We start from the raw sequence: 25,757 nt of genomic DNA on the forward strand, positions 1-25,757 counted from the left end.
CCGGCTATCGGGACAGTCTCCCCAGCAGCGCGGACGCGACGGCGATCCCGAGCACCGCGGCCGCCACGAGCACCCCGAAGTCCAGCCAGTAGTTCGTGGGCTGGCCGATCAGCAGCCCCCTGAGTGCGGACACTTCGTAACTCAGGGGGTTGACCCGGCTGATCGCCTGGACCCACCCCGGCATGAGTTCCACCGGGTACAGCGCGTTCGACGCGAAGAACAGCGGCATCGTGATCGCCTGGCCGATCCCCATCAGCCGGTCGCGTTTGAGCACTACCCCGGCGATGGCCACCGACAGGCACGAGAAGAACGCCGCTCCCAGCACCACGACCACGACGACACCGAGAAGACGCACCGGATTCCACGTCATTCCGACGCCGAGCAGCGCCGCCACGACCACGACGACCACGGCCTGGGCCACCGCGCGAACACCGGCCGCGAACGCCTTGCCCGTCACGAGAGCCGCACGCGGAGTGGGAGTCACGAGGAGTTTGGTCAGGACCCCGGCGTCGCGTTCCCAGATGATCTGGATGCCGTAGAAGATCGCGACGAAGAGCGCCGACTGGGCGATGATGCCCGGCGCCAGGTAGTCCAGGTAGGGGACGTCGCCGGTCGGGATCGCGCGGATGCGGCTGAACGTCTCCCCGAAGATGACCAGCCACAGAATCGGCTGGATCGCACGCGTCACCAACTCGGTGCGGTCGTGGCGGAGCTTCTGCAACTCCACCAGACAGAACGTGACGATCCGCGACAGCAACCGGAGCACACCCCGGGTCGGCGGTTCAGCCCAGACGGCGGGCAGTGCGGCGGGCGCTACGGACATCCCGGAGCCCTCCCTTCTCGTCGGCGGTGAGACTGTCACCGGTGAAGTGGCGGAAGACGTCGTCGAGCGTCGCGTCGGGCCCCAGTTCGGCGACGAGTCCCGATGGGGAACCGACCGCCCGCAGTTCGCCGCGGTGCATCAACGCGACCCGATCACACAGCGCCTCGGCCTCTTCCATGTAGTGGGTGGTGAGCAGGACCGTCATCCCGTACTGCTTCTGCATCTCGGTGACGCGGGTCCACACCGAATCCCGCGCGACCGGATCCAGCCCGACCGTCGGTTCGTCGAGCACCAGCAACGACGGCCGGTTGACCAACGCCTGCGCGAGTTCGAGGCGCCGGGCCATGCCGCCCGAGAAACTCGACGCCACCCGGTCGGCGACGTCGGCGAGATCCACCATCTCCAGCACCTCGTCCACCCGGCGCCGACGTTCGGACCGGGGCACGTCGTAGAGGCGGGCGAACCAGGACACGTTCTCCCGGGCGGTCAGGGCGCCTTCGATCGACAACTGTTGCGGCACATACCCGAGCAGCCGTCGAACAGCCATGGCCCGGGTGCGCACGTCGAACCCGAAGATGCTCACGTCACCGCCCTGCAGCGGAAGGAGCGTGTTGAGCAGCCGGATCGTGGTGGTCTTCCCCGCCCCGTTGGGGCCGAGAAGGCCGAAGCACTCCCCCGCCGCGATCACGAGGCTCAGGTCCTTCACCGCGGTGTGGTCCCCGAACGAGTAGGTCACGTGCGACAGTTCCAGTGCGTCGCCGGATGGTCGCTGTCGTGCGGCGGTCTGCGCCCTGCGAAACATCATCTGACGACCTCCTGATCGCTCGGCCCGGCCTGGTCCGGGTGGAGTGCTCCGGCGAGGCGGGTGATGGCGGGTATGGCGGATTCGATGGCCTTCCTGTCCTCGGCACTCAGTCCGTCGAATGCGACGGCGACCTCGATGTTGCGGCGGTCGCGCCAACGCTCGACCTGGGCCCGGGCGTCGTCGGTGAGCGCCAGGCGGGCGACGCGGCGATCGGACTCGTCCCGCACTCGTTCGACCAGCCCGGCGTCCGTGAGTTGCCGCACGAGGGTGGAGACGGTGTTCGCCGCGAGGCCCAGGGCCGCCGCGGCCTCCGCGACGGACGTGCCGGGCCTGCGGCGGAGCAGACGCACCAACTCCACCTGCGACCCCGTCAACGGCGTCTCCGGCCACGGCCGCCCGACCCGGCGGCGCGTGTGCCTGCGCAGCAATCCGATTGCGGCGAAGAGCTGTTCGGCAGGCGACTCGTTCTGTGCCATGAAAACAATATAGCTCTGTTTCAGAGGTATTACGAGGGCGGCTACGCTCGGGCGTGCAAACCGAGTTCGGATGATCGAGGTGACGAGGAGATATCTGCATGTGCCTGGTCCTGTTCGCCTGGCATACCCGCCCCGATCTCCCCCTCGTCGTCGCGGCCAACCGCGACGAGTTCTACGCCCGCCCCACCGAACCGCTGAGCAGGTGGGACGACGGGTTCCTCGCGGGCCGCGATCTCCTCGCCGGCGGCACCTGGATGGGAATCGCCGACTCCCTGCGATTCGCGGCCGTCACCAACGTCCGCAACGGCGCCCCCTCGACCGGGGCACGGTCCCGGGGGTCCCTGCCCGTCGACTACCTCCGCGGTCGTCTGTCCCCCGCCGACTATGCCGAGCAGGTGGCCGCGACGGGCGCCGAGTACGGCAGTTTCAACCTGCTCGTCGGCGACCCCGCGGAACTGTGGTGGGCCACCAACCGGCCCCACGGTCGCCGGCAGCGGGTGGAACCCGGCGTCCACGGCCTGTCCAACGCCGAACTCGACACCCCATGGCCGAAGGTGACCGGTGGCAAACAGGCGTTCGCCGCCGCGCTCGCCGCCGACGACGGCAGCCCCGATGCAGATCCGGGGGCGTACTTCGACGTGCTCGCCGACAGCGATCCTGCACCGTGGGACTCGCTGCCCGACACGGGCATCGAGCCCGAACTCGAACGCGCCCTGTCGTCCCGGTTCATTCACTACCGCGACTACGGGACGCGGGCGTCCACTCTGCTGCGGGTGAGGTCGGACGGCACCTTCGACGTCACCGAACGACGGTTCGACGAGAACGGCCCCCTCCCCACGTGAGTGGCAAAGTGTGCTCCCGCACGCTTTGCCACTCACGTGTCAGGTGAGGGAGGAACGGATGACGCCCGCCGTCTGATCGAGCGCGACCCGGCTCGGAGACTTCGGCATACCGCGCAGCCCGAACCCGTCACCGGCCGTCCGGGGAACGACGTGCAGGTGAACGTGGAAGACCTCCTGGCCGGCGGCGATCCCGTCGGCCAGGAACAGGTTGACGCCCTGAGCGCGCATCGGCCCGTGGCGCAGTGCGGTCGCGATGCGCTGCCCCACCGCGAACACTGCCGCGCCGTCGCCCGGGTCGAGGTCGGCGAGCCCGCTCGCATGCCGCCTCGGGACCACCAGCAGGTGTCCGGAAGTCCACGGCCGGATGTCCATGAACGCCATCACGTCGTCGTTCTCGTGCACGATGCTGGCGTCGGATCGGCCCGACACGATCTCGCAGAAAATGCAGTTCACGGGTAGGCACCTCCGGTGCTTGTGCGTGGTTGACGAGTGCCTGCACTCGTCAACCACGCACGGGCGGCGAAGCCGCCTACAGGATCGGGGACGGCTGGTAGGCGGCCGCCTCGGGGTTGGCGTCGACGAGCTTCTGCACCTGCGCCACGACCGTGGCGACCTGCGACTCGGCGGCACCGATGAACGCCTTCTTGTCGGCGAGGGCCTCATCGAGGGCGGCACGGTCGAGGGGCAGTCGGTCGTCGGCGGCCAGGCGGTCGAGGAGGTCGGGCTCCCTGCCCTCCTCACGCATCGCCAGCGCGACTGCGACGGCGTGTTCCTTGATGACCTCGTGCGCCGTCTCCCGGCCCACTCCGGCCCGCACCAGGGCCATCAGGACCTTGGTCGTGGCGAGGAACGGCAGGTACCGGGTGAGTTCCTTCTCGATGACGGCGGGGTAGGCGCCGAATTCGGCGAGCACCGTCAGGAACGTCTCGATCAGTCCGTCGATCGCGAAGAACGCGTCCGGCAGCGCGACGCGGCGCACCACCGAGCAGAACACGTCGCCCTCGTTCCACTGCGCGCCCGCCAACTCGGCCGCCATGGAGGCGTACCCGCGCAGCACCACCTGCAGTCCGTTGACACGCTCGCAGGAACGGGTGTTCATCTTGTGCGGCATCGCCGACGACCCGACCTGGCCGGGCTGGAAGCCCTCGGTGACCAGTTCGTGTCCGGCCATCAGGCGGATGGTGTGGGCGAACGACGACGGCCCGGCCGCCACCTGCACCAGCGCGGACAGCACGTCGTGGTCCAGCGACCGCGGGTACACCTGCCCGACGCTCGTGAACACGTGGGAGAAGCCGAGGTGCTCGGCGACCTTCTGCTCGAGCGCCTCCAGCTTCGACGCGTCGCCGTCGAGGAGGTCGAGCATGTCCTGCGCGGTGCCCATGGGGCCCTTGATGCCGCGCAGCGGGTAGCGGTCGATCAGCTCGCGCAGCCGGGTGAGCGCGACGAGCAGTTCGTCGGCGGCGGACGCGAACCGCTTACCCAGCGTGGTCGCCTGCGCAGCGACGTTGTGCGACCGGCCTGCCATGACGAGGCTGCCGTATTCGGCGGCCCGCTCGGCGAGCCGGGCGGCGACCGCGACACCGTGTGCGTGGACGTGTTCGAGCGACCGCAGGATCTGCAGCTGCTCGACGTTTTCGGTGAGGTCGCGGCTGGTCAGACCCTTGTGAACCTGCTCGTGCCCGGCGAGTGCGTTGAACTCCTCGATGCGGGCCTTCACGTCGTGGCGCGTGACGCGCTCACGGTCGGCGATGGAGTCGAGGTCGACCTGCTCGAGCACCCGCTCGTAGTCGGCGAGCGCCTCGGCCGGCACGTCGATCCCGAGTTCCGCCTGGGCCCGCAGCACGGCGAGCCACAGCTGACGCTCGAGGACGATCTTGTGCTCGGGCGACCACAACTCGACGAGTTCGGGGCTGGCGTAACGGTTGGCAAGGACGTTCGGGATGCGGCTCACGAGTCCTCAGTTTACGGCGGTGCTACAGCTCGACGTGGTCCGGCCGGTCCAGGGCGGGCGCGACGACGTCGACGACGTCGAGCAGCATGGCCCGGGCGAGGGCCCGCAGGTCGGGGTCGTGTTCGCCGAGGGCGGTCACGAGGGCTCCGTCGACGACGGCGACGAGCCGCCGGAGTTGCTCCTGCCGGACGTCGCGGTCGGAGCGTCGCAGGGCCTCGGTGAGTACGTCGTCGAGTTGCGCCCGCAACCGCGACTGCACCTCGCGCAGTTCGGGGCGACGCGCGCAGGCCGTGAACCGCTCGTACCGGGAGATGAGCCGCTCGCGGCAGTCCTCACTGATCAGGGCCGGACCGACGAGGAGGTCGAGGAGGAGGTCGACGGTGGATTCCCGGCCGCGGCGCCGGTGCGTGACGTCGTCGACGCGGCTGCGCATGACCGCGAGGTCGCGGTCGCCGTTGCGTTCGACGGCCTTCGCGATCAGGTCGTCCAGCGACTCGAAGTAGTAGGTGGTCGACGCGAGCGGAAGGTCGGCCCGGGTGGCCACCGAACGGTGCCGGACTGCGTCGAATCCACCCTCGAGCAAGAGATCGGCGGCAGCCTCGACCAGCGCCTGTCGGCGCCGTTCGCCCTTCGGAGTTGCCGCAGATGACACCAATTCATCCTGCCAGCCGCGGGCGCCGAACCAGGGCAAATTGGACGACAGACCCCGAAGTATGTGGGCGGTTCAGTCCACCCGCGTCGCGTCGCAACCATGCCGGTGTCGGTGCGGATGCCGGCCCTGGGATGTGCGGCGATGGCGCCGATCGGCCTGGTGTCGGCGTGCGGATCCCGGGGTGCCTCGACACCGGATCCGGACCTCGCCGTGACGCGGCCGGCTGCCACGTCTCCGACTCCGCGACCCGACCCGCTCGTCTATCTCACGGGAGGTCCGGGTGCCCCGGGATCGACGAGTTCCAGATGGCTCAGACAGGTCTGAGCCCGCTCGATCCGGCAACCGCACCGCTCGACGTCCAGGCCACCCGGTCGTGGCCGCGACGCGTGGCAGGCGGCGGCTACGACCTCGGGACCTACGACGCCACCGCGAACGCCGCCGACGTCGCGGATCTGCGGGTGGCAACACGAGTTGCCTCGAACAGGTACGGGCGCCGACGTTCACGACTCCCTGACCTCAGGCGAGGCGACGGAGCCGCAGGGCGATCGTCAGCAGCGCGGGGAACGTCACGGCGAGAAGAGTGAATCGCTGGAGAAGCCCGGCGACGTCGTGCAGTGGGGCACCCTCCGGCATCGCGAACCGGCCCAGCATCACGAAACAGCCCAGACCGACCACCCCGGCGACCCCGACGTACCGCGCCAGGCCGCGCCACCGCGGATCGGCGGCGAACCGGCGCGACAGCACCAGAAGCGCCAGCGCGCTGCAGGAGAAGAATGTGACACCCGCGATCACATGGTTGCCGGGGTCGTAGGCGTTCCCGGCCTGATCCTCACGCAACGGAAACACGGCGGCGAGGACCAGCCCCACCGCCGCGGCGCCGAGCAGAGCCGGTCCTGCCCAGCCGAATCGCGTCGCCGCGATACCGCGGTGCAGTCCGGCCGCGAAGATCAGCAGTAGCGCGGCGAAAGCCAGGAAGTTCAGCTGCTGGAGCCACCCGGTCGGGTCCGCCTCGAGAGCGCTGATCGGGTCGGCGATCGGGCTGTAGTCGTCCCGGAGGAATGTCTCCTGGGCGACGAACCCCGCGGTGAACAGCAGCGGACCCGCCACGCCCGCATGGGCCGACCACCGCTGGAAGCCGTGGCGCGACACGAGAACTGACGTCATGACCATGGCATCGACGCTAGAGCGCCGTCACCGCCCGGGCATCGGGCAACGTACCCATCTTCCCGAGGCGGTCACATGGGTCGTTCTACCCACTGCGGTCAGTTGTCGGGCAGGACGGCTCCGGTCGACGCGTCGACGTTCACGTCGTAGTCCCAGCCCTTGGCATCGCGGATGTGGATGTGCCACACCGCCTTACCGTCCCGCTGCTGCTGTTCGGCGTTCGCGACCGTGCCGCCCGGCACCGTCGCGACGGCGATCTGCTCCGCCTGCTCCTGGGTCACCGCTCCGCCGGCGGGGGGTGCGGGTGTCGCGGTGGTCTCCCGATTCTGACTGTCGGGCACCACCGCGCCGGTCGCCGCGTCGACGTTCACGTCGTAGTCCCAGCCCTTGGCATCGCGGATGTGGACGTGCCACACCGTCTTACCGTCCCGCTGCTGTTCCTCGGAGTTCACGACCGTGCCGCCCGGGACCGTCGCCACAGCGATCTGCTCCGCCTGCTGCTTGCCGACCGCCGACGCCGCCGCGGTGCCCGTCGTTGTCGGCGCAGCCGTCGTGGCCGTGGCCGACGCCGTGGCGCTGGCAGATGTCGACGAGGTGTCACTGCTGTCGGAACCGCATCCGCCCAGCAGCAGCGCGGAGGCCGCGACAATCGGAATCAGGCTCGCACATCGCACAATTCTGGTGGTCATCGTGGCTCCTCGATCGCTCGACGGCGTGGACCTGCCTGTCAGAGTACGGGAGCGACAACCGACCTCGCGGTAGTTTTCAGCAGTTCTCGCCGGTCCGAATCAGGGCGTCACCACGCCCGGCACGACCGCCTGCCGAAGCCGCGCCGGGCCAGCACGAGCCAGACGATGGGCAGGAAGACGAGCGGGGGGACGCGGACAAGGGCGACCCACAGGATCGCGGCGAGCACGGCCACCACGAACACCAGTGTCCGCAACGCCGCTGCCTCCCGTCCCGGATCGCGTCGTACGCGATCGGGTTCGGGTGCGAAGCGCTGCTTGTCCGGAAGGTCCGCGAAGAGCGGCGTGAGGTCGGCTGCGGTCTTGGCGAGGTACGCCTGGCGCACCCTCGCGTCGAACTCGTCGGTCTCGAGCCGTCCGGCTGCGAAATGTTCGGCGAGTGCCGCCGCGGCTTGCTCCCGTTCCACGGTCCCGATGCGGACTCCGCCGGGAACGGGTGGCTGTGGATGACTGATGTCGCTCATGTCGTCGCCTCAGGGCCGGTGTGTAACACTGTAATCCTAGCCACAGTGTAGGCCCTCTACTCCTGGTCGCGCCCGTGGAAACCTTCCCGGCGCTGCTCCTCGGCCCGTTCCCGGCATCGCCGCACGAACTCGGCTTCCTCCGGGTCGGCGGGCAGCCGATCGCCCGGGTCCTTCTGCGGCCGCCCGACGACGAGCCACAGCACCGAACCGACGAGCGGAAGCAGCAGCACGATCACCAGCCAGCCCTCCTTCGAGAGGTTCCGGAACTGGTCGTCGTCGGTGGTGATGGCGTCGGCGAAGCACAGGACCCACAACACGAATGCGAACAACGCGACGTACAGCATCGCCGTTCTCCTTGCCTGGCACGCCCGAACACGCAGTGCGCCCAAGTCCATCGAACAACTGCGGCGGCGGCGCCGCAAGAGCCGTGGCCGGGAAACTCCGGCTACAGCCAGCGACTCAGGCGCACCAGCGATTCGCGGACCTCGGCGGTGGATCCGGCGAACGACAGCCGGACCGTCCGGTCGCCGTGGACGGTGTCGAAATCGATGCCCGGGGCCAGTGCCAGACCGGTGTCCTGCAGCAGTCGCGAACACCATTCCGTCGACGTCGCGCCGTGGGATCCGCCGAGCAGGTGCCCGATGTCGGCGTACACGTAGAACGCGCCGTCGGCGGGCGCCAGGTCGGTGATACCCAGTTCCGGAAGACCGGTGAGCAGCAGCTCCCGGTTGACGGCGTAGCGCTGGACGTGGCCGTCGAGCTCGGCCCTCGATTCCTCGGTGAACGCGGCGATCGCCGCGTACTGGGAGATGGCAGGCGGGCACACGGTCATGTTCGAGGCCAGGCGCTGCAACGCGCGGCGCAGTCCCTCGGGGACCAGCATCCAGCCCAGCCGCCAGCCCGTCATCGAGAAGTACTTGGACACCGATCCGACGACGACGGATTCGCGCGACGTCTCCCAGGAGCTGGTCATCGCCTGCTCGCCGTACCCGATGCCGTGGTAGATCTCGTCGGAGATCAGCAGCGTCCCGTGATCGTCGCACCAGCGGGCGAGGGCGGCCAGTTCGTCGGGGTCGATGACGGTGCCGGTGGGGTTGGCCGGGCTGGCCACGATCAGTCCGGCCGGCGGCTCGGGCAGGGCGTCGAGCATCGCGACCGTCGGCTGGAACCGGGTGTCCGCTCCGCAGTCGATCTCGATGACGTCGCAGCCGAGCGCGGCGAGCGTGTTCCGGTATGCGGGGTAGCCGGGGCGGGCCACCACGACGGTGTCGCCGACGTCGAAGGCGGCGAGGAACAGCAGCGTGAACGCGCCCGAGGATCCGGTGGTCACGACGACGTCCTCGGCGTCGACGTCGATACCGGACTTGGCGGAGTGGTATCCGGCGATCGCCTCCCGCAGCGGCAGGATCCCGAACGTCTCCGTGTAGCCGAGCAGGTGCCCGTCGAGCACTTCCCGCGTGGCGCGAAGCACCGGCTGCGGTGCGGGAGTGGACGGCTGCCCCGCCGCGAGCGTCAGCACGTCACCGTGTGTGCGCTGACGCTCGGTGGCCGCCTTCCACACGTCCATCACGTGGAAGGTCTGGATGTTGGACCGCTGGGATTCGGGACGCACCCCTTGACGCTAGCGTGACGCGCTCACTGCCCCGCCAACGCGTCCCGCTGCGACTCCACCGTCTCCCGGATCGCCCCCACCACCGCGGCGACCTCCGGTCGGCGCAACGACTCGGGTCGCGCGACGAGCCAGTACGCCAGCGTGGCCTCGACCTGCCCGGGCAGCACCCGCACGAGGTCGTCGTGGCGGTCGGCCATGAAGCACGGCAGCAATCCGATGCCCGCCGACGCCCGGGTGGCCTCGACGTGGACGAACACGTTGGTCGACGTCACCGATTCGCGCATGGACACGGTGAGGCGGCGCGCGAGATCGAGTTCGTCGACCTGCAGCATCGAGTCGATGAAGTAGACGAGTGAATGATCGGCCAGATCCCCCACCTGTCTCGGTGTGCCGTGTTCGGACAGGTACGACCTCGCGCCGTACAGGCCGAGGGTGTAGTCGGCCAGCCACAGTGCCTCCGCCCGGTGGACCTGCGGCTTGCCCACGACGATCTCGATGTCGAGCCCCGAGCGATGTTGTGAGGCCCGTCGGGTGATCGCGACGATCTCCACAGACACCTCGGGGTGTCTGCTGCGGATCAGTGCGCCGGCGGGTGCCGCGATGTAGGCGCTGAACCCGTCGGTCGCCGACACCCGGACCACGCCCTTCAGGTGGTCGGCGCGGCCTGGTTCGGCGACGAGCCCGTGGACAGCGGCCTCCACGCGTTCGGCCGCGGTCAGCGCCTGCCGCCCGAGGTCGGTGAGTTCCCACCCGCCCGCGGCCTTCACGAGTACCCGGCCGCCGAGGCTTTTCTCCAGACTCGCGATCCGACGCGAGATGGTCGTGTGGTTGACACCCAGGTCGTCGGCGGCGGTGTTGAAGCGGCCGGTTCGCCCGACTGCCAGCAGTACGAGCAGGTCGTCGGCGCTGGGCAGGGCTGTTCCAGAGCTCATCTCTGCATATTTGCACATGCCGACTGCAGGTTGCGTCATTGTGTGCGCACAAATATGCATCAATACTCGGCAGGACCAATGAACTGTGTCCCCAGTCACAACGGGGTACGGAGTGTAACGAGGAGCGACAGATGAGCGTCGACGAAACAGCGCACGCGAAGGAAGCCCCGCCGTCCGGGCTGAAGAAGGTGGTCGGCGCGTCCATGGCCGGCACCGTCGTCGAATGGTACGAGTTCTTCCTCTACGGGACCGCGGCGACGCTCGTGTTCAGCAAGGTCTTCTTCGCGGCCGGAGGCAACGAACTCGACGCGATCATCGCGGCATTCGTCACCTACGCCGTCGGCTTCGTCGCCCGGCCTCTCGGCGGCATCGTCTTCGGTCACTTCGGCGACAAGTTCGGCCGCAAGCAACTACTCCAGTTCAGCCTGCTCCTCGTCGGCACGGCCACGTTCCTGATGGGCTGCCTGCCCACGTACGGCCAGATCGGGTACTGGGCCCCGGCCCTGCTCGTCACCCTCCGCTTCATCCAGGGATTCGCAGTCGGCGGCGAGTGGGGTGGCGCGGTGCTGCTGGTGGCCGAGCACAGCCCGAACAAGTCCCGCGGCTTCTGGTCGTCGTGGCCCCAGGCCGGCGTGCCTGCGGGCAACCTCGTCGCGACCGTCGTCCTGCTGATCCTGACGACGACGCTGTCCGACGCGGCATTCCTCAGCTGGGGCTGGCGTGTGGCGTTCTGGCTGTCGGCCGTGATCGTCCTCGTCGGTTACTACATCCGCACAAAGGTCACGGACGCCCCGATCTTCATCCAGGCGCAGAAGGAAGCGGAGCACATCAAGGAGACGTCGTTCAGCGTCTTCGAGGTGCTCAAGCGCTACCCGCGTGGCGTGCTGACGGCGATGGGCCTGCGTTTCGGTGAGAACGTCATGTACTACCTGGTGGTCACGTTCTCGATCACCTATCTCAAGGTGGTCGTTCACACGGACACCGCGCAGATCCTCTGGTGGATGTTGATCGCGCATGCCGTGCACTTCGCGGTGATCCCGCTCGTCGGGCGGCTGTCCGACACCATCGGCCGGCGTCCCGTCTACATGATCGGCGCGCTGACCGCGGGCACGTGGGGCTTCTTCGCCTTCCCGATGATGAACAGCGGGCACAATGCCGTCATCCTCGGAGCGATCATCATCGGCCTGGTGTTCCACGCCTTCATGTACGCCGGCCAGCCCGCGATCATGGCCGAGATGTTCCCGACGCGCATGCGGTACTCGGGTGTCTCCCTCGGCTACCAGGTGACGTCGATCGTGGCCGGTTCGCTGGCGCCGATCATCGCGGCCAGCCTGCTCAGCAAGTACGACTCGTCCGTTCCGATTGCGATCTACCTGGCGATCGCGTGCCTCGTCACCGTCGTCGCCGTGATCGTCGCCCGGGAGACCAAGGGCATCTCGCTCGAATCGATCGACGCGGCGGACGCCCAGATCCTGGCGGACGAGAAGGCGGCCGGCGCGAAGGACGGGGTCCCCGCATGACCGAGCAGAGCCTCACCGGACGCACCGCGCTCGTCACCGGCGGCGCCAGCGGGATCGGCGCAGCCTGCGCCCGGACGCTCGCCGCACGCGGAGCCCACGTCACGGTCGCCGATCTCGACGACGTGGCCGCCAAGAGCCTCGCCGACGAAATCGACGGAACCGCGTGGCACGTCGACCTCCTCGACACCGATCCGCTCACCGAGCTGCAGCTCGAGACCGACATCCTGGTCAACAACGCCGGTATCCAAACCATCAGTCCCATCGAGGAATTCCGCCCCGAGGACTTCCGGCGCATCCAGACGCTGATGGTCGAGGCACCCTTCCTGCTGATCCGTGCCGCCCTGCCGCACATGTATTCCACGGGATTCGGGCGCATCGTCAACGTGTCGTCCGTGCACGGGCTCCGCGCCTCGGCGTACAAGGCCGCGTACGTCACCGCCAAGCACGGACTCGAGGGACTTTCGAAGGTGACGGCTCTCGAGGGCGGCCCGCACGGCGTCACCAGCAACTGCGTCAACCCTGGTTACGTGCTGACACCGTTGGTGCAGAAGCAGATCGCGGATCAGGCACAGGTGCACGGCATCAGCGAGGCAGACGTGATCGAGAAGGTGATGCTCACCGAGAGCGCGATCAAGCGACTGGTGGAACCGTCGGAGGTGGCGTCCCTCGTCGCGTGGCTCGCGTCCGCCGACGCCGGCATGGTCACCGGCGCCTCCTACACGATCGACGGAGGATGGACCGCCCGCTGACGTGACGATAAAGGCGTGCACCCCCGGATGTTCCGGGGGTGCACGCCTGTCAGTCGTCGGAGTTCCTCGACCTCAGGGAATGGCGATGCGTCCCTCGACAGCGGCCAGACCGATGTCCTTGCGGAAGTGGCTTCCCGGCAGCTTGATCGCGGAGATCTTGGAGTACGCGTCGGCGCGCGCCTCGTCGAGGTCCGCTCCGACTCCGACCACGCTGAGCACGCGTCCGCCGGCGGAGACCACCTGATCGTCTACGAGCTTGGTGCCTGCGTGCAGGACACCCTCACCGTCGGCGCCCGTGATCACGTCACCGGTGCGCGGGGTGGCCGGGTAGTGCTCGGCCGCGACCACGACGGTCACCGCCGAGCCGTCCTGCCATTCGAGCGGCGCGACCTGATCGAGCGTTCCGGTGGCCGCCGCATTGAGCAGTTCGCCGAGCGGGCTCTTCAGCAGTGCGAGTACGGCCTGCGTCTCGGGGTCGCCGAAACGGCAGTTGAACTCGACCACTGCGGGGCCGTCCTTGCCGATCGCCAGACCGGCATACAGCAGGCCACTGAAGGCGCTGCCCCGGGCGACGAGCTCGGCCGCGACGGGCTTGACGACGTCGTCGACGATCTGGGTCACGGTCTGTTCGGGCAGCCACGGCAGCGGCGTGTAGGCGCCCATGCCGCCGGTGTTGGGTCCGGTGTCGCCGTCTCCGACGCGCTTGTGATCCTGGGCAGGCAGCAGCGGCACGACGGTCTCGCCGTCGACGACGCAGAACAACGACACCTCGGGACCGTCGAGGAAGGATTCGAGCAGAACGGGGTGACCGTTCTCGAGCAATTCGGCCGCGTGATCGCGGGCGGCGTCCCGATCGGTGGTGACCACGACGCCCTTGCCTGCGGCGAGGCCGTCGTCCTTGACCACCCAGTTGGGACCGAAGCGGTCGAGCGCCTCGTCCAGCTTGGCGGGCGAATCGACGATCTCGCTGTGCGCGGTCTTCACGCCGGCGGTGGCCATGACGTCCTTGGCGAATGCCTTGGAACCCTCGATGCGCGCGGCGTCGGCCGACGGGCCGAAGCAGGCGATGCCCGCCGCGCGGACGGCGTCCGCGACACCCAGCACCAGCGGGACCTCGGGGCCTACCACGACGAGGTCGGCGTCGAGCTTCTTCGCGAGGGCGGCCACCGCCTCCCCGGACGCGATGTCGACGGGGTGCTGCTCGGCGATCTTGCCGATCCCGGCATTGCCGGGCGCGCACATCAGGGCACTGACACCCGGATCGCGGGCGAGGGCGAGAAGGAGGGCATGTTCACGGGCTCCGGAGCCGATAACGAGTACGCGCACGGGTGTCAGCCTACGGGCCCCGCCGAACGGGTTGTTCGGAGCGTGCGGTCTCGACAGTCCCGCCGGTTCGGGCTACCGTGATTCTATAATTCCGCAATTCCGAATTATCGAATTTTCACAGGTGGAGGGATCTACTCGATGACCAGGAAGCTGGGCACGATCACAGCAGCAGTCGCGGTCGCGGTGAGCCTGGGCGCGTGCAGCACCGATGACGGCGCCGCCTCCTCCAGCGAGCAGGCAGCGCCGCCGGCCGTATGCGCACCCCTGCCGCCCGCCGACATCACGACCGCCTCCGGATGGGTCGGATACGTCGGCTCCCGCCCCGACGACGTCGCCTTCGTCGTCGACGACGGTCGCGGCCGAACGGTCGAGCACCGCGCCGCCGACACCGTTCCGCTGGCGTCCGCGATCAAGGTGGTGCACCTGGCCGCCTACGCGCGGGCCGTCGCGTCGGGTGAACTCGACCCGGCCGAACCGGTACCGCTGTCCGAGTGGGAACGCTGGTATCTCCCGAACACCGACGGCGGCGCCCACCCGAAGGCCCTGCAGCGGCTCGGCGTCACCGATCCGGACGCCACGGTCCCGCTCGAACAGATGGTGACCGCGATGATCCAGGAGAGCGACAACGCCGTCCCCGACTATCTGCGCGACCGGCTCGGCGACGCCGCCCTCGCCGACGCCGCCGCGCAGGGCGGCTGGGACGACCTGGAGGTGCCGACCCTGCTGGGCTCGACCATCGCCCTCCTCGACCCGGCGATGTCGCGGGATGCCCGGTGGGACGCCGCCCAGCGTTACGCGCACGACGGCGCCTACCGCGAACAGGTGATGCGGATGGCGCCCGGCGACGACTTTCCGGCGGTCACGGCCCGGGTGCAGGAATCCGGGGTGACGGGCTCGGCCGCGGGCCTGGCCTCGCTGCACCGCGCGATCGCGACCGGCGACTTCGGCCCCGGCTCCGACGTCGCGCGGGAACGCCTCGAATGGCAGCCCGCCCCACCCGGGCTGGACGGCCTGGGTTTCAAGGGCGGCAACCTTCCGGGGGTCGTCACCGAAGCGATGACGATCCGTCGTTCCGACGGCACCGTCGCCACCGCGGTGCTGCTGACGTCGCACCTGTCGAGCGAGGACTACCTGAACGTCATCGGCGGGAACTTCGCACACCAGCAGCTGCTTCTCGAGGCGATGACCGATCCCGACACGGCGTCGCAGCTAAGTTGTGCCGTGTGAACGACGAGTACGACGCCCGGCTGGCCGACCTCGAGGCGCGCGTCCACGCCCTCGAAGCGGCCCGGCCCGCCGAATCCCCGACAGCCGACGTCGGCGAGAGCCTCGGACAGATCGGGTATCAGGGCACCGTCGACCTGGGCGGCGAGATCCAGTGGACGATCCGCTACGACGCCGGCGCCACCCTCGACCTGTCCCCCACCGCCGTATCGAATGTGCTCGCCGCCCTGGGACATCCGACCCGACTCGAGATCGTCCGCACACTGCTGCGCGGTCCTGCCGGGGCGGCCGAGCTGCAGACCGCGGTCGGGCTGTCCTCGCCCGGTCAGCTCTACCACCACCTGCGCGCCCTCGGCGGCGCACGCATCGTCGAGCAGGAGTCGAGGAACCACTACCGCATCGCGGCGGCGAAGGTGGTGCCGTTGCTGGTCATCACCCTCGCCGCAGCGGATGTCGGGGAACACCCCCTGTGAGTACTTGTTAACCGCGGGGGGTTAACAAGTACTCACAGGTGGGGTGAGGTCGGCCACCGCTCGATCCGCGGCGGCCAGGCCGAACACCAGTGCAGGGGCGATACCTCCGGTGTACGCGCGGTTGTAGAGGCCGCCGGTATCCGACCCGGCCGCGAACAGTCCGCTGATCGTTTCGCCCTTCGCATTCAGGACACGGCCATGCTCGTCGATGCGGATGCCGTGGAAGGGGAATGTCAGCGCCGGGCATGCCTCGACGATGTAGTACGGCCCCTCATCAAGTGCCTGCGAGTCGTAGCGACGCGGTGGCCGACTGTCCGGACCTGCCGCGTCGAGTGCCCGGATCTGATCCGCGATCGCGGCACCGTCGTAGCCCCATTCCTCGGGAAGATAGGCGAACTCGTCGAGATTCTCGGCGATTCCGCACCGCCCACCCCGGCGCTGCGCGAGGTCGAACTTGTCGAGCGCCGCGGCGCCCTCGACGTAGCTGCCGGTGATCCACTCGCGGTACACCCGTGCGTCGGCGACGAGCAATCCACGCGACTCGGGCTGCTCCAGCAGGTCCATCGTGGTCAGATGGTCACCGACGGTCTCGTCGGTGAAACGACGGTTGTCGAGATTGAACAGCAGCGCATGCTCGCTGTAGTAGAGCGACAGCGCGACGAAGTCGGCCGTGTCGCGGAAACGCACGCCCGTCGGGATGAGATGCCCGTAGAAGCCGGACCGGTCCGTGCCGGAGGCAGCCCCGACGGCCTCGGCCAGACGTAGTCCGTCACCCGCACTCGTAGGATTCGAGCGCAGTTGCATCTCGGTCGCGGCGGGATGGATGTGCTCACCGGACAGTTCGGGACTCGCCTGAAATCCCCCGGTCGCGAGAATCGTCGCGTGGGAACGTATCTCACATTCCTCTCCGGTCGCCAGGCGCACACGGGCACCTATGACTCCGCCGTCTTGTGTGAGCAACGACAGGGTCTCGGCGCTCATGTACAACTCACCGCCGTGATCGCGAATTCGCCGACGACACTCGTCGATGTATCCGTTGGTGTCGAACTGGTGGCCCGTGCCGTAACGGAGAACTGTCACCGCATCGGCGCACTGGATGCCGAGCGAGCGGATCCAGGCAATCCCGTCCGCAAATCGGTCGACGAGCGCCCGACGTAGTGCGGGGTCGCCGTTCGGGTTGACCTCTTCCATGACCTCGTGTGAGGGCGCAGTCCACGCGTATCCCGCGAACTGGGCGGACCCGCCAATCGTTGCAGACTTCTCGACGACGACGACCGACCGTCCTCCGGCCACCGCCCGAGCCGCCGCGGTCAACCCGGCCATGCCGGCGCCGATGACGAGTAGATCGGTGTCGATTCCTGGCATCTGGTGCTCCTCATAGTGCGAACAGTTGCATTGTCACCCAACACCGTAGTTCCTCAACTGAAGTCAGTTCAAGCATTGGTGGGCGCATTTGCAACGAACAATCACCCCCGCCCCCTTACCCCCCGCCACGCCCCGTGACGACATCGACCACCGGTAGGAATCCACATTTCGGTCCGCGATGTGATTGCCGACACAACAATTCCTCGATAGCATATTTTGAACTGAACTCAATTCAAGGAGTGGATGTGCGGAAAACCCTTCTCACAGTCGGTGTAGTCCTCGCCACGGCGTTGACGGCATGCGGAACACAAGCCGGCGAGGGCGATGCCGGCGGGCCGATCAAACTCGGCGCATGGCTTCCCCTTTCGGGGCCACAGGCCTCGGGGGGTCTGCCCCAGGAAGCCGGCACCCACGCGTTCTTCGATCAGCTCAACGAGGCTGGGGGAATCCACGGTCGCCCCGTCGAGTGGACCCCGGTCGACAACGCTTTCGACCCACAGCAGACGATTCAGGTGGCTCGACAGTTGGTCTCTCGCGACCGGGTTGTCGCGATCGTCAACGCAAACGGCACGGCAACCACGGAGGCGACGTTTCCATTCGTGCTCGAACAGAACGACATACCCATTTTCGGAACCTACGGCGGCTCCACCGCCTGGTACGACCCGCCGCGGGACGCTTTGTTCGGCAGCCAGACGCTCTACGAGAACCAGGCGCGCGCCGCCGCGCAGTGGGCGCTCCACGAGGGTGCCAAGAAGGTCACGATCATCCGCAACGATCCGGCAGCGTTCGTCAATGTGGGCGCAGTCGCCACGACCGAACTCGAGAAGGCCGGCGCGGAGGTCTCGACGGTGGAGGTCAAGCTCGGTACCACGGACTACAGCCCGTTCGTGTCCCAGATCCGTTCGGCTGCAACCGATGCAGTCCTGACGATCCTGCCGATCCAGGAGGCCGCTGCGTACCTCAACGAGATGGCTCTGCAGGGTGTCAAGATTCCCAGTTACGGCTACTCCCCCACGGTGGGTAACAGCTTGCTCGACCTCGCAGGTACGAACGCGGAAGGGTTCCGCGCCGTGTCACTGACGCTGCCGCCCACCGCCGATAACCCTGAGGTCGAGGAATACCGACAAGCGCTTGCGAAGTACAAGCCGGGCGAGAAGCCCGATTTCTACTCGCTGGCAACCTATGGCTCGGCGAAAGCGTTTGCTCAGGTCCTCGCGAGCATCGACGGCGAGATCACGTCCAAGTCAATCACCGACGCGATAGTCACGAGCGGCACCCTCGACACCGGCGTGATGCCTCCGCTCACGTTCGGTGCGGATGAGCACCTCGGTACCGACAGCGTGGTCCGAGTCCAGGTAGAGGGCGGCAAGTTCGTTCCCATCGGAGACTTCGTGTCACCGCAGTAACACGTCGAGCGCATCCAGGCCGACGAGTCCGACCTGGATGCGCTCGTAGCGAATACCGTGTTCCTGTTCCGCTCGGATGACCAGTCAGACGGTGAACCGTCCACGGTTGCTGAGTAGCACCGCACCCACGACGTTTCTGGCCTGCTCCGAAGCGAGGAACAGCACATTGTCCGCGATCTCGTCCGGGGTCGCGTACGGCACCGGTGTGTTGTTGACCCACTGCACTTTGAGTTCTTCTGGTGTGCGAGCGGCCATCCCGGTCTCCGTCGGGCCGGGAGCGACGAGGTTGAGTCGGATACCGAACGCCACGACCTCCTTGGCGACAGCCTGGCAGAAGGCATGGACAGCAGCTTTCGACGCCGCGTAGTGCGGGTATCCCGTCAAGGTATCGAACGCTGAGGACGAGCCGATCACGACGATCGAACCGCCCTTCGGTTTCATCGCCCGTACGGCGGCGCGAACGACATGGAATGTTCCGTCCAGATTGACCGACATCACTCGGCGCCACTGCGCATCAGTGAGGTTCGCCGTCAGGTCGATCGGTCTGCCGGCGGCGGTCGCCTCCGTGATGATCTTCTTGGACTCCGCGTCGTCGACGCCGGCGGCGTGCACGACGACATCGAGCCGCCCCTCGGCGTCGAGGACCTCCGCCATCGCGGCATCGACGGCCTCCGGGTCCGAGACGTCGACCCCTCGTGCGACCGTCGTGGAGTCGTCCCCGTACCGTCGGCGCACATTCTCGACCACGATGTCGGCCACGTAGACGCGGGCAGCTCCCTCACCGACGAGTTGCGCGACGACGGCCGCTCCGATTCCTGATCCGCCTCCAGTGACCAGGGCAACCGCGCCCTCGAATCTGCCGTGTCCTGCTGTTCTGTCCATCTTCGTCGGTATTCCCTTCGTCAGAGCCTGATCGAGCGCACTGCAGTCACCGGTCGATCTCGCCGACAACTGCAGGGATGTCTGTACCGAAGTAGGCAGCCTCGGCGATGCGGCTGAAGCCCGGAGTACTGCTGTTGCCGCGCGCGACGGCCTCACCTTGGCGCAGAACAATGACCTCGCTGCAGGCTTCGAGCGCGCGGGCGAGCGACTGGTCCAGCAGGATGGTCGTAATGCCCCGGCGCGCCAGGTCGTTCACCTGTGAATACACTTCGTCGACCATCGCCGGGGACAGACCCAGCGCAGGTTCGTCGAGGATCAGAACTTCGGGGTCGGCCATGAGCGCCCGGGCGATGGCGACAAGCTGTTGTTCGCCGCCGGACAGCGAGCCGGCCGGTATGTCCATGCGGGTGCGGACCCGTTCGGGAAGGCCTTGCCGCAACTCGTCGAGCCGATCGCGCAGCGTACGGCCGGAGATCCCCGCGGCATACGCCGCGACCTCGAGGTTCTCGCGCACCGACAGGGTGCGGAACAAGGCGCGCCCCTCGGGAACCAGGCTGAGCCGCAGTGCGTCTGCGCTATTGACTGTCCGGGTGCCGCCGGTCGACTGCAGATCGCCGTGCAGGATCCGCCCCAGCGTGCTCTTGCCGGCGCCGTTCGCGCCCACGATGCCGAGGATTCCGCCTGCATGGACGTCGAGATCGATGCCGGACAATGCCTGCACACCCTCGTAGTGGTGCTCGATCCCCCGCACGGAGATCAACGGCGCCTCCGTGCGATCGATGTCGGGTGCGATCAGTGTGGTGTCGGTGTTTCCCAGATATGAGTCGCGGACCAGTTGGTTCTGCAGGACGGTGTCCGGGTTTCCATCGGCGATCAGCTCGCCGAAGTCGAACGCCACCACCCGATCTGCGACGGAGAACAGGTCGTCGAGGACGTGGTCGATGATGACGACGGAGGTGCCGGAATGCGAGAGCCGGCGGATGTGGTCGGCGAGGGTGTGACGTTCGTCGGCGTCGAGGCCACCGAATGGTTCGTCGAGCACGATCAATCGTGGGTTGTCGGCCAGCGCCGCGATCGCACGGGCCAGATCGACCCGTTTCTGCAGCCCGAACGGCAGTTCTGCGGGAAGTCGGTGCACGTGGTCGGCCAATCCGACACTCTCGAGGACCTCCAACGCCGTGTCGCGATCGGCGCGCCGCCCCCAACGGTTGACGACACTGACATTTTCGAGAACGGTCAGTTCAGCGAAAAGCTCAGCATGCTGAAAAGTCCGGCCGAGGCCGAGCGAGCGTCGACGCGTCGCCCGCACGCCGTGCAGGGGCCGGCCACCGAGTTCCATTGTCCCCACGAGTTCACCGCCACCGATCAGGCCACACAGGGCGTTGACGAAGGTGGTCTTGCCGGCGCCGTTCGGCCCGATGATCGCGAGCACCTCACCTGCATCTACGCGGAGGTCGATGTTGTGCACGGCCTGAAGGCCACCGAATCGAACACCGAGTGCCTCCGTTTTCAGCACGGCCGCCGCGGCGGTATCGGCCCGCGTGTCCGGAACCGATCCCGCAGTGTCGAGAAGGCCCGGTTGGGAGGTGGACAGCGTGGGGTGGCCGAGTGCACGGGTGAGCGGGACGAATCGGCGCAGCACTCTCCCGGCCGTCGGGACGATTCCATCGGCGAGAAACAGCAGGGTGAGAATCAGGACACCCCCGATCAGGTAGGGCTGGTCGATCGACAGCGACGACGCCAGAGTTGGTGCGGATGCGAGGAACGCACCACCGAGAACGGCTCCGATCACGCTGCCGGTCCCGCCGAGAACGGTCGCGGCAATCAGGTTGACCGCGAAGACCATCGAAAAGCCCTCCGGGCTGATGAAGCCCGAAAGCAAGGCAAGAAGCACACCGGACAAGCCGGCGACACCCGCGCTGATCGCGAAACCGAGGCTCGCCTGCAATTCGGGAGCGATACCGATCGATCTGCCCGCCAGTGGGTGTGTCTTGGCCGCAACCATGCGCATACGTATGGTCGTGCGGCGCAGGAACACCGACACTGCCACAGCGAGACCGAGGACTCCCACGGAAAGGTAGGTGACTGCGTCGGATGACGGAACGAGTTCGCCGAGCGCGGTGTCGAATGCGTCGACCGGCACTCCCTGGTCGCCGCCGGTGACGCTCTTCCACGCACCGATGATTTCGAGAGTCACCAATGTGAACGCCAACGTGAGAAGCGCGACGTACAGCACGGAGAAGCGGGAGCCGGCGAACCCGAGGAAGCCTCCCAGCATTGCGCACAAAGCCACGGCGACAACGGACGTGAAGGCCAGTCCCCAACCGTTACCGCTGCCGTAGGCGGTCACATACGCGCCGATCGCGACCATTGCGGGATGCCCGATCGACCAGATACCCGTCCACCCGGCCAATAACGAGATGGACAAGACGATCAGTCCGTACACCGCAGCGAGTCCGACCGTGTAGATCTGGTAGCCGGGCACGAGTCCGGCAGACAGCATCATTATCGTCAGGATCGCCGCAGCCGGTCCGCCGAGAAACTGAGCGGCGCCGTACAGGCGCTGGGCAGAGCGTCCGGGACGCTGCGCCGAGTCATCTTGTGTGACCATGGAATCAGACCCTCTCGAAGGTTTGGCGGCCGAAGATGCCCTGGGGACGGATGAGCAGCACGAGCACCGCCACGCAGAAGACGAACGTGTCTCGGAAGCTGGCGGAGATATAGGCTGCGGCCAGGTTGTCCAGGACACCGATGACGAGCCCACCGATGACCGCGCCGTACATGCTTGTGAGGCCACCGAGCAGGATGCCTGCGAAGGCACGGAACAACACGGGGGCGAGGATCACCGGCGAAACCCCGGTCTTCGTGGCGTACAAGAAGACACCCAGCACCGCCAGCGCCATGCCGAGTGCCCAGGCGATCCGCGCGACCTTGTGCGCGTTGATGCCCAAGATCTCCGCGGTCTCAGCAGATTCGGCGACCGCGCGCATCGCGGATCCGACCGGCGTACGGGTGAACAGATACGCAATGGCCGACACGGCCACCGCGGCGAGGAGAATCGTGGCGATGTCCTGCAGCATCAGGTTCGAGTTGCCGATCGAGATCGTGCCGTCGACGAGCTGCGGGAATCGACGCGGCTGCTCACCCCAGTAGTGGCCGATCAGATGCTCGACAATGATCGACAGCCCCATTGTGACGACGAGCGCAGCGAAGAGCTTCCCTTGCCCGAGCGGTCGAATCAGTGCTTCCCGCACCACGACTCCGCTGAGAGCTCCGAAGACCACTGCGACCACCAGTGAGACAGCAATGCCCACGCCGGCCCCGTACGCGCTGAGGGCAACGTAGATGGCGAGGGTCGACAATGACGCCATTGCGAAATTCATGACGTCGGTGGATCGGAAGATGATGACCAATCCGAGTCCGATGAGACCGTACACGGCACCGTTGGCGATGCCGGTGGTCAAAGTGATGAACAACTGGTCCACGATGCCTCCGAGGGGCGGCCGGATATCAAATTGAGTTGACTTCAGTTCAAGTAACTTAAAGGACCTTGGGTGTGAGCGCAACCACACTTCCGTCCCCGTGAGTACTTCTTAACCGCGGGCGGTTAACAAGTACTCACGGGCGACGGCACGGCCTTCGGAGATGGCGTGTGCGACCTTGCGCGGCACGAGCGCGTCGCCGATGACGTGCACGCGTGCGTTGTCCGGTGCGAGTTGCGACCAGTCGCGTGGGCGTCGCTCACCGGCCACGACCACCCGGTCGACGTCGAGACGCGTCCTCTGCCCCGACAGGGTGTTCTCGAATTCGACCGAACCGTCGCAGACCGCGACGAGAGACGACAGCACGCGCACGTCGACCGGTTTGCCCGACAGCCGACGCAGGTACTGCACCCGGCCCTCCGCCGGAAGACCCGAGGCGAAGGCCGCGGCGGGCGTCAGAACCGTCACGCGGTCGGCACCCGCGGCAAGCGCCGCTTCGACGGTGCTCGCTGCGGGCCAGAGCCCGAATCCGTCGTCGACCACCACGACGTGGCCGGCCCCGCGAAGAGCTTCTCCCCCACCCAGCAGGGCGTGAGAGGTGAGCACGGACGCCGTTCCCGCCAACGTCTGGGGCAGTTCTTCCACGGCACCGACGGCCAGCACTACGTCGTCGAAGTTCTCCAGTTCGACGGCGCTCACGGTGCGCGCAAGATGGATTGCGACCTTCGGCATGTTGTCGGAGTAGTAGTCGAGGAGGCGACGCCAGCCGCTGCGGTGTGGCGCGTCTGCCGCTGTCGCCAGCTGGCCTCCGATCCGCTCTCGCCCTTCGAAGAGCGTGACGTCGTGGTCGGGTCCGAGCCGCATCGCGCACTCGAGCCCGGCGGGACCGGCACCGACGACGGCGATCCGTCTCCGCTCTCTCGACCCGCGCGTGGGCCCCAGCGTCAGGGGGTAGGCGGGACGTGCGGAATGACCCGGCGGCGCGAGGTCGGGATTGACCGAGCACAGTAGGACGGGGTCGAATGCCCGGCAGTCCTCGTTGCAGGACACGCACGGGCGGATCGACGCCTCGCGGCCGGTCAGTATCTTCCGCGGGAAGTCCGGGTCGGCGATCAGCGGTCGTGCCATACCGACGAGGTCGGCACCCGACTGCAGCGCGGTTTCGATGGACGCACCGGTCCGGAACGACTGCGACACGAGCAGCGGGGTCACTGCGGCGGCGCGCAACTGTCCGACCGAATCGAGCAGCGGCGGGTCGGTGACAGCCATGTCCCGGACGTAGGTGCTGCGGACGCCGACCGTGACGTTGACGTAGTCGAAATCGGAGAGGTACGGCAGTACGTCGCAGAGTCCGTCCATGCTCAGGCCGGCCTCGTCGCTGCCGTCAGCGGAGACGCGGACTCCGAGGACGATACCGGGGCAGGCGTCGCGGACCGCACGGGCGATGCGGTCGAGGAGTTGCGTCCGCTGAGACGTTGTCGCGGCATCTCGGCCGAGGTTCGTGTTCGGTGAGAGGAATTGCGCAAGTAGGTATCCGTGGGCCGCGTGCAGTTCGACGACGGGAAAGCCGGCCGACCAGGCGTGGACAGCGGATATGCGGAATGCGTCGACGATCCCCTCGACGTCGGCGCCGGAGAGGGCGCGCGGTCGCGTCGGTTCGCGGGGCGAGCGGACAGCGGACGGCCCGACGGGATGACTCCACATCTCGGCACCGAGCGTTTCGCGTCCGAGGTGCACCAGCTGGCAGGCGGCGATGGCTCCTTCCTCGGTGATCGCCCGCGCCCGAGCCTCCAGGCCGGCGAGGACTTCGGGACGCCAGGCCTCGGTGATGTTGCCGTTGCGATTGGTCGAACCAGGCGACACCACGGTGCCGCCGACGATGAGCATCGAGGCACCGCCGGCCGCGCAGCGCCGCCAGTAGTCGTCGTCGCCGCGTGAGGGGATGCCGCCGGCGACGGCTCCCGAGGCGTGCGGCGTACCGACGAGCCGGTTTGCCAGCCGAATCGGGCCTAGCTGGAGCGGCCGCGCCGCACGTGGAGTCGTCATGCAACCTCCTAAGTGAACTGGATTCAGTTCATGTTATCAGGTGATTGACATCACACGGCGATTTCCCTACATTCAAACTGATATCAGTTCAATTGCTGAGGAGCATCATGTCGTTCGTTCTCGTCCACGGCGCAGGAATGGGTGCCTCCTGCTGGGGACCACTTCTCCCGTTGCTCGAAGGTGCCACTCTCGCAGTCGATCTCCCAGGTCGGGGACGACGACGCTCCATCGACCCACGGTCCGTCACTCTCGACGACTGCGCTGCCGCCGTCATCGATGACGTGGAGGCGGCAAACCTCGAGGACGTCGTCCTCGTCGCACACTCTTTCGCTGGAGTGACGGCCCCTCGGGTCATACAGGCACTCGCGCACCGACTACGGCACGTCGTCTTCCTCTCCGCCGTCGTCCCGCCCGACGGGACGCGAGTGATCGACCAGATCGACCCGGGCGTCCGCGCCGCGGTGGAAGCCTCGATAGAAGATGGTGTGTATCGCCAGGATCCGATGGGCGCCGCCGCGATGCTCTGCAACGACATGGACGCGGAGCAGACCGACTGGATGATCGACCAGCTGGTCGACGATTGCGGCGCGTTACTCACCGAGTCCGTCGATCTGTCCGGTCTCCGCGCCGACATACCCCGTACATACGTACGTTTGACCAAGGACACCTGCTATCCACCCGAACTGCAGGAGAGGTCGGCTGCCCTCGTCGGCGGCGACACCGTCTTTCTCGAATCCGGTCACATGGCCATGGTCACGATCCCCGATCGCGTTGCCGCGCTGCTCAACGGTGTCGCGTCGTAGGCCTCATTCGACTC

Annotated in this window: 25 protein-coding genes; 7 read left to right on the forward strand and 18 right to left on the reverse strand. The window is 67.5% G+C overall.

Annotated features, from left to right (window positions below):
* Positions 1-4 precede the first annotated feature (4 nt).
* From OYT95_RS12725 to OYT95_RS12735, 3 genes are read right to left on the reverse strand one after another with little or no spacing between them, the layout of a single operon-like run.
* On the reverse strand, positions 5-823 hold the full coding sequence (locus OYT95_RS12725; protein ID WP_128639948.1) for an ABC transporter permease: 819 nt from the start codon (positions 821-823) through the stop codon (positions 5-7).
* Complete coding sequence (locus tag OYT95_RS12730; RefSeq protein ID WP_268791601.1) at positions 783-1,628, reverse strand: ABC transporter ATP-binding protein; 846 nt, start codon at positions 1,626-1,628, stop codon at positions 783-785. The genes OYT95_RS12725 and OYT95_RS12730 overlap by 41 nt, the downstream gene beginning before the upstream one ends.
* Positions 1,625-2,104: a MarR family winged helix-turn-helix transcriptional regulator gene (locus OYT95_RS12735; RefSeq protein ID WP_268791603.1), complete on the reverse strand. Its 480-nt coding sequence runs from the start codon at positions 2,102-2,104 to the stop codon at positions 1,625-1,627. Before OYT95_RS12735 ends, OYT95_RS12730 begins: the two co-directional genes overlap by 4 nt.
* Before the next feature lie 98 nt (positions 2,105-2,202).
* On the opposite strand from OYT95_RS12735, the gene OYT95_RS12740 reads away from it, so the two are divergent.
* Positions 2,203-2,946, forward strand: a complete 744-nt coding sequence (locus OYT95_RS12740) for an NRDE family protein (RefSeq protein ID WP_268791604.1) — start codon at positions 2,203-2,205, stop codon at positions 2,944-2,946.
* 39 nt (positions 2,947-2,985) lie between these two features.
* Here the strand turns inward: OYT95_RS12740 and OYT95_RS12745 are convergent, their stop codons facing one another.
* The 9 genes from OYT95_RS12745 to OYT95_RS12785 form a co-directional block, all read right to left on the reverse strand.
* On the reverse strand, positions 2,986-3,399 hold the full coding sequence (locus OYT95_RS12745) for an HIT family protein (protein WP_268791605.1): 414 nt from the start codon (positions 3,397-3,399) through the stop codon (positions 2,986-2,988).
* 76 nt (positions 3,400-3,475) lie between these two features.
* On the reverse strand, positions 3,476-4,897 hold the full coding sequence (gene purB / locus OYT95_RS12750) for an adenylosuccinate lyase (RefSeq protein ID WP_005244448.1): 1,422 nt from the start codon (positions 4,895-4,897) through the stop codon (positions 3,476-3,478).
* A 22-nt stretch (positions 4,898-4,919) separates the two neighbouring features.
* Entirely contained in the window at positions 4,920-5,549 is a 630-nt protein-coding gene (locus OYT95_RS12755) for a TetR/AcrR family transcriptional regulator (protein WP_037230654.1), read from the reverse strand.
* A 516-nt stretch (positions 5,550-6,065) separates the two neighbouring features.
* The gene (locus OYT95_RS12760; RefSeq protein ID WP_268791606.1) at positions 6,066-6,719 is read right to left on the reverse strand and encodes a DUF998 domain-containing protein; all 654 of its coding nucleotides are present in this window, start codon (positions 6,717-6,719) and stop codon (positions 6,066-6,068) included.
* A 92-nt stretch (positions 6,720-6,811) separates the two neighbouring features.
* Positions 6,812-7,402, reverse strand: a complete 591-nt coding sequence (locus OYT95_RS12765) for a PepSY domain-containing protein (RefSeq protein WP_268791607.1) — start codon at positions 7,400-7,402, stop codon at positions 6,812-6,814.
* Between the two features lie 107 nt (positions 7,403-7,509).
* Positions 7,510-7,923 (reverse strand): DUF1707 SHOCT-like domain-containing protein, encoded by a 414-nt coding sequence (locus OYT95_RS12770; protein WP_037230657.1) that lies wholly within the window; start codon positions 7,921-7,923, stop codon positions 7,510-7,512.
* Positions 7,924-7,979: 56 nt separating this feature from the next.
* Positions 7,980-8,267, reverse strand: coding sequence for a PLDc N-terminal domain-containing protein (locus OYT95_RS12775; protein WP_037230658.1), 288 nt, complete (start codon positions 8,265-8,267; stop codon positions 7,980-7,982).
* 101 nt (positions 8,268-8,368) lie between these two features.
* On the reverse strand, positions 8,369-9,535 hold the full coding sequence (locus OYT95_RS12780; protein WP_128639955.1) for a pyridoxal phosphate-dependent aminotransferase: 1,167 nt from the start codon (positions 9,533-9,535) through the stop codon (positions 8,369-8,371).
* Positions 9,536-9,558: 23 nt separating this feature from the next.
* Positions 9,559-10,467, reverse strand: coding sequence for a LysR family transcriptional regulator (locus tag OYT95_RS12785; RefSeq protein ID WP_268791608.1), 909 nt, complete (start codon positions 10,465-10,467; stop codon positions 9,559-9,561).
* Positions 10,468-10,598: 131 nt separating this feature from the next.
* On the opposite strand from OYT95_RS12785, the gene OYT95_RS12790 reads away from it, so the two are divergent.
* Positions 10,599-11,987, forward strand: a complete 1,389-nt coding sequence (locus OYT95_RS12790; protein ID WP_112301276.1) for an MFS transporter — start codon at positions 10,599-10,601, stop codon at positions 11,985-11,987.
* Positions 11,984-12,736 (forward strand): 3-hydroxybutyrate dehydrogenase, encoded by a 753-nt coding sequence (locus tag OYT95_RS12795; protein ID WP_112301277.1) that lies wholly within the window; start codon positions 11,984-11,986, stop codon positions 12,734-12,736. The genes OYT95_RS12790 and OYT95_RS12795 overlap by 4 nt, the downstream gene beginning before the upstream one ends.
* A 72-nt stretch (positions 12,737-12,808) precedes the next feature.
* Here OYT95_RS12795 and purD read toward each other — a convergent pair whose 3' ends face one another.
* Positions 12,809-14,062, reverse strand: a complete 1,254-nt coding sequence (gene purD, locus OYT95_RS12800) for a phosphoribosylamine--glycine ligase (protein WP_037230664.1) — start codon at positions 14,060-14,062, stop codon at positions 12,809-12,811.
* A 138-nt stretch (positions 14,063-14,200) separates the two neighbouring features.
* On the opposite strand from purD, the gene OYT95_RS12805 reads away from it, so the two are divergent.
* Together OYT95_RS12805 and OYT95_RS12810 are read left to right on the forward strand one after the other, a co-directional pair.
* The gene (locus OYT95_RS12805; RefSeq protein WP_268791609.1) at positions 14,201-15,289 is read left to right on the forward strand and encodes a serine hydrolase; all 1,089 of its coding nucleotides are present in this window, start codon (positions 14,201-14,203) and stop codon (positions 15,287-15,289) included.
* Positions 15,286-15,759, forward strand: a complete 474-nt coding sequence (locus OYT95_RS12810; RefSeq protein WP_268791610.1) for an ArsR/SmtB family transcription factor — start codon at positions 15,286-15,288, stop codon at positions 15,757-15,759. The genes OYT95_RS12805 and OYT95_RS12810 overlap by 4 nt, the downstream gene beginning before the upstream one ends.
* 21 nt (positions 15,760-15,780) lie before the next feature.
* On the opposite strand, the gene OYT95_RS12815 is transcribed toward OYT95_RS12810, so the two are convergent.
* Positions 15,781-17,124 (reverse strand): FAD-dependent oxidoreductase, encoded by a 1,344-nt coding sequence (locus OYT95_RS12815; protein WP_268791611.1) that lies wholly within the window; start codon positions 17,122-17,124, stop codon positions 15,781-15,783.
* 245 nt (positions 17,125-17,369) lie between these two features.
* Between OYT95_RS12815 and OYT95_RS12820 the strand changes: the two genes are divergently transcribed.
* Positions 17,370-18,530, forward strand: a complete 1,161-nt coding sequence (locus OYT95_RS12820) for an ABC transporter substrate-binding protein (RefSeq protein WP_268791612.1) — start codon at positions 17,370-17,372, stop codon at positions 18,528-18,530.
* Positions 18,531-18,614: 84 nt separating this feature from the next.
* Here OYT95_RS12820 and OYT95_RS12825 read toward each other — a convergent pair whose 3' ends face one another.
* From OYT95_RS12825 to OYT95_RS12840, 4 genes are all read right to left on the reverse strand, one after another.
* Positions 18,615-19,412, reverse strand: coding sequence for an SDR family NAD(P)-dependent oxidoreductase (locus OYT95_RS12825; RefSeq protein WP_268791613.1), 798 nt, complete (start codon positions 19,410-19,412; stop codon positions 18,615-18,617).
* 46 nt (positions 19,413-19,458) lie between these two features.
* Positions 19,459-22,023: an ATP-binding cassette domain-containing protein gene (locus OYT95_RS12830; protein WP_268791614.1), complete on the reverse strand. Its 2,565-nt coding sequence runs from the start codon at positions 22,021-22,023 to the stop codon at positions 19,459-19,461.
* Positions 22,024-22,027: 4 nt separating this feature from the next.
* Positions 22,028-22,897, reverse strand: coding sequence for a branched-chain amino acid ABC transporter permease (locus tag OYT95_RS12835; protein ID WP_268791615.1), 870 nt, complete (start codon positions 22,895-22,897; stop codon positions 22,028-22,030).
* 108 nt (positions 22,898-23,005) lie between these two features.
* Positions 23,006-24,940 carry an oxidoreductase gene (locus OYT95_RS12840; protein ID WP_268791616.1) on the reverse strand — a complete coding sequence of 645 codons (1,935 nt, stop codon included), beginning with the start codon at positions 24,938-24,940 and terminating at the stop codon, positions 23,006-23,008.
* Between the two features lie 107 nt (positions 24,941-25,047).
* Between OYT95_RS12840 and OYT95_RS12845 the strand changes: the two genes are divergently transcribed.
* On the forward strand, positions 25,048-25,743 hold the full coding sequence (locus OYT95_RS12845; protein WP_268791617.1) for an alpha/beta fold hydrolase: 696 nt from the start codon (positions 25,048-25,050) through the stop codon (positions 25,741-25,743).
* The last annotated feature ends 14 nt before the right edge of the window (positions 25,744-25,757 follow it).

Origin of the sequence: Rhodococcus sp. JS3073 (assembly GCF_026810085.1) — a bacterium.
Classification (GTDB): domain Bacteria; phylum Actinomycetota; class Actinomycetes; order Mycobacteriales; family Mycobacteriaceae; genus Rhodococcus_F; species Rhodococcus_F wratislaviensis.